The following is a 3,947-nucleotide window of genomic DNA, read 5'->3' as shown; positions in this document are numbered from 1 at the left end:
CCCAACACTTCCAACCCGGAATGCATCCACCCTTCAAGGTCCAGCACAAACGCCACCGACACTGTAGGCCCACCTATGAAGGTGTTCGGGCTGCCAGTCTTGATGTGAGCACCGCAGACCATTTTGCTGTGCAGGCGCGCGGCAGGCTTGCCGTTGATGAACACCGTGGCGCTGCCTTCGGCGATCAGCACCGGAAAGGGCCAGATCGGGTGGTTCATCGGCAGCCCGGTGCAGGACGACGAAATGTCTTCGCCCGCCCGCATGGCATTGCGGTCATTGATGTAGACATTGAAGCTGCCCATGATCAGCGCCCCCGTCGTGGGCTCGGGCAGGTTGAAGATGGTGGAGAGACCCTTGACGATCTGGAACATCGACAAGCCGCCGGCGGCAATCGAGCCGGCCATGATCGCCAGGGCCACACCGCCGGTGGCGACCGTCGCGGCAACGACCGCCGCGCCGATCAAGGCACCGGCCACGGCGCCGGCGACCATCGCGGCCAACCCGAACCCGTGGGCTATTTCGTCACCCAGACGTGCCGCTGCCTGTGCATCCATGATGTGTATGCGTACTCAGTGGGACGTGTCGATGCTCAGACGATCGGCGGCTGTGGCTTGAACGAATGCATCGCCAGCTTCCAGGCCGGCTCGTGATAGGGGAAATCGTTCGGGGTCGTGGTCAAGGTGGTGATCAGCACCGCCGGCTTACGCTCGATAAACACCTGGCGCAGCATCAGGTCGCGCCCCTCGCGTTGCCAGGTGTAATCGAGCAACGTGGTCGTGAGCCCCTGCAAGACCGTGTCCCAGCGCTGGACCAGCTTGAAGCCCGGCAATTGCTGCTCGGCGCTCTTGAGCTGGCGATCCACGTATTCGGCAAAGGGTGCGTCGCCCTGGGTGGCGTCGCGGCTGACTACGAAACTGGCTTCTTTGGCAGGACCGACCGCCGGCAGCTTGAAAATATTGATGCTCTGGTCCTGCCAGGTATCGGGGATTTCGAGATCGGCTTCTTGAATGCGGTAGGAAGTCACAGTAATCGCTTTCCATGGACGTGAGGTGACGCGCGAAGGAGCAGATATTCAAGTAATGCCTGGCAACAATCAAGAACCGGGTTCCTCTGCCCGGCGTAACAAACTACATTATGCGACCAGCGTCACTACTCCGGTGATTGCCTGCCTGTGCAGGGGCTGTCGAAGGGTGCGATCGCTTGATCTTCAACCTCCAAAGCCGGCAATCTTGCGCAGCATCCAAAGGACTGCGGCAGCGATAAAGGACGACCCATGCTATTGAATCAAGCCTCCCGCCTGGCCAAGATCACCAGCCCCCTGGGACCCGAGGTGCTGTTGCTCAAGGACATGGGCGGCGGCGAAGAGCTGGGGCGGCTGTTCAACTATGAGTTGCAGTTGCACTCGCTGGACAACGCCATCGACCTCAACCAGGTCCTCGGCAAACCGATGTGCGTGAGCGTGCAACTCGATGGCGGTGGCGAGCGCTATTTCCACGGCATCGTGGCGCGCTTCAGCCAGAACGTCGACCAAGGCCAATTCGCCAGTTACCAAGCCACGCTGCGACCATGGCTGTGGCTGCTGACCCGCACCTCTGACTGCCGGATTTTCCAGAACCTGACCATTCCGCAGATCATCAAGCAAGTGTTCCGTGACCTGGGTTTCTCCGATTTCGAAGATGCCCTGAGCCGCCCGTATCGGGAATGGGAATACTGCGTGCAGTACCGCGAGACGAGTTTCGACTTCGTCAGTCGCCTGATGGAACAGGAAGGCATCTACTACTTCTTCCGCCATGAACAGGGCCGCCATGTGCTGGTGCTGGCCGACGCCTACGGCGCCCACACCACCGCGCCCGGCTACGGATCGGTGCCTTACTATCCGAAGAACGAGCAGCAGCGCGAGCGCGATCATATTCATGATTGGCACTTGGCCCAGGAAGTCCAGCCGGGCTCGCTGGAACTCAACGACTACGATTTCCAGCGCCCCAGCGCGCGCATCGACGTACGTTCGGCCATGCCCCGCCCGCACACCGCTGGCGACTATCCGCTGTTCGATTACCCGGGCACCTACGTGCAGAGCGAAGACGGCGAACACTACGCCCGCACCCGCATCGAAGCCTTGCAGACCTTGCACGAACAGGTCGAGCTGGCGGGTAACGCCCGAGGCTTGGGCTCGGGGCATCTGTTCAGCCTCACCGGGTTCAGTCGCCAGGACCAGAACCGCGAATACCTGATCGTCGGCGCGCGTTATTACCTGTCCCAGGAAAGCGGCGAGAGCGGCGTTGGCGCGCCTTCGACGCAGTTCGAAAGCAGCCTGACCTGCATCGACGCCCAACAGAGCTTTCGCCCGATGGCGATCACCCACCGGCCCATCGTCAAGGGTCCGCAAACCGCATTGGTGGTCGGGCCCAAGGGCGAGGAAATCTGGACCGACCAGTTCGGCCGGGTGAAGGTGCATTTCTATTGGGACCGCCACGACCAATCCAACGAAAACAGTTCGTGTTGGATTCGGGTGTCGCAATCCTGGGCCGGCAAAAATTGGGGCTCGATGCAAATTCCGCGCATCGGCCAGGAAGTCATCGTCAGCTTCCTCGAGGGCGATCCGGACCGGCCGATTATCACCGGTCGCGTCTACAACGCCGAACAGACCGTGCCGTACGATTTGCCCGAGAACGCCACCCAGAGCGGCATGAAGAGCCGTTCGAGCAAGGGCGGCTCGCCGGCGAACTTCAACGAAATCCGCATGGAAGACAAGAAAGGCGCCGAGCAGTTGTACATCCACGCCGAGCGCAACCAGGACATTGTGGTCGAGGTGGATGAAAGCCATTCGGTGGGCCACGACCGCAACAAGAGCATCGGCCACGACGAAACGGTGACCATCGGCAACAACCGCCTGCGCATCGTCAAACAGGAAGACATCCTCTCGGTGGGCCAGCGCAAGACCGACAGCATCAGCCAGAGCTACGTCATCGAAGTGGGCGAGAATCTGCGTCTTGTCTGTGGCGAGAGCATCCTGGAGCTCAACGCCAGCGGCCAGATCAACCTGTCCGGCGTGCAGATCAGCTTCTACGCCAGCGGCGATGCCGAGTTCAACACCGGCGGCGTGCTGCACCTGAACAACGGCGGCGGCCCCGGCGCCACGCCGGACGGCCAGGGCGTCAAGGCCAGCATCGACGCCAACGTCGCCGCCGCATTCCCCGCGCCCAAGGGCTAACTTCGAGAATCCCGCACCATGACTTACCGCCTCAACGAATTCCAGCTCCAACTGCCACCCAGCGAGTTGCTCGACGCATCGATCAACATCCTCAAGTTCCCCGAACTGGGCACGTCCCTGATCGTCAGCCGCAGCCTGCTCGCCGAGGGCGAAACCCTGCAAAGCAATCTCGACGACCAACTCAAGCGTTTGGAAAAACAAGTCCAGGACCTGCGCTGCCAACCGGGCGCAACGCTGCGCGTGGGCGCGAACCAGGAAGTCGAAGCCATCGAATTGCGCAGCCAGTTCAACAAGGGCAACGAAAAGGTGTTCCAGTATCAGTTGGCGCTGGTACTGCCGGGCACGCGCAAGATGCTTGCCTTGAGTTATGTGAAGGCCGAAAAGCTGGGCGATGCCGAGGCGGCGCATTGGGCGACGATCAAGGGGTCGTTGGTGTTTGACGGTCCGGCCTGACCTACAGCCAAACCGCATCAGCGATGAACGATGATGCCCGTGGCGAGGGAGCTTGCTCCCGCTGGGCTGCGCAGCAGCCCCAAAAGGACCGACGCGGTCCTACAGAAATATCGCATCAACCGGTTGCGGTCGCTGCGCAACCGAGCGGGAGCAAGCTCCCTCGCCACGGGTTTTCGGGTGAATCCGAGAGCGTGTTTATTCGCTGTCCCTTAACCTTCCACCAAGCCACACATCCTTGCGCCTTTGCCTACAACTACGCCAGAATCCGCCGGCTTGTGCACCT

Annotated in this window: 4 protein-coding genes; 2 read left to right on the top strand and 2 right to left on the bottom strand. The window is 61.2% G+C overall.

The window, feature by feature from the left end:
- Nucleotides 1-554: PAAR domain-containing protein (locus FHK92_RS20245; protein WP_181289635.1), on the bottom strand; the 554-nt coding region annotated here is incomplete at its 3' end.
- Between the two features lie 35 nt (nt 555-589).
- Nucleotides 590-1,024, bottom strand: a complete 435-nt coding sequence (locus FHK92_RS20240) for a DUF1795 domain-containing protein (RefSeq protein ID WP_181289628.1) — start codon at nt 1,022-1,024, stop codon at nt 590-592.
- Nucleotides 1,025-1,273: 249 nt separating this feature from the next.
- Between FHK92_RS20240 and FHK92_RS20235 the strand changes: the two genes are divergently transcribed.
- Entirely contained in the window at nt 1,274-3,211 is a 1,938-nt protein-coding gene (locus tag FHK92_RS20235; RefSeq protein WP_181289627.1) for a type VI secretion system Vgr family protein, read from the top strand.
- An 18-nt stretch (nt 3,212-3,229) separates the two neighbouring features.
- Entirely contained in the window at nt 3,230-3,664 is a 435-nt protein-coding gene (locus FHK92_RS20230) for a DcrB-related protein (RefSeq protein ID WP_181289626.1), read from the top strand.
- Nucleotides 3,665-3,947: the final 283 nt, after the last annotated feature.

The sequence above is a fragment of the Pseudomonas brassicacearum subsp. neoaurantiaca genome, from assembly GCF_013608025.1.
In the GTDB taxonomy this organism is placed as follows: domain Bacteria; phylum Pseudomonadota; class Gammaproteobacteria; order Pseudomonadales; family Pseudomonadaceae; genus Aquipseudomonas.
This window is presented reverse-complemented; position numbering and strand designations above follow the sequence as displayed.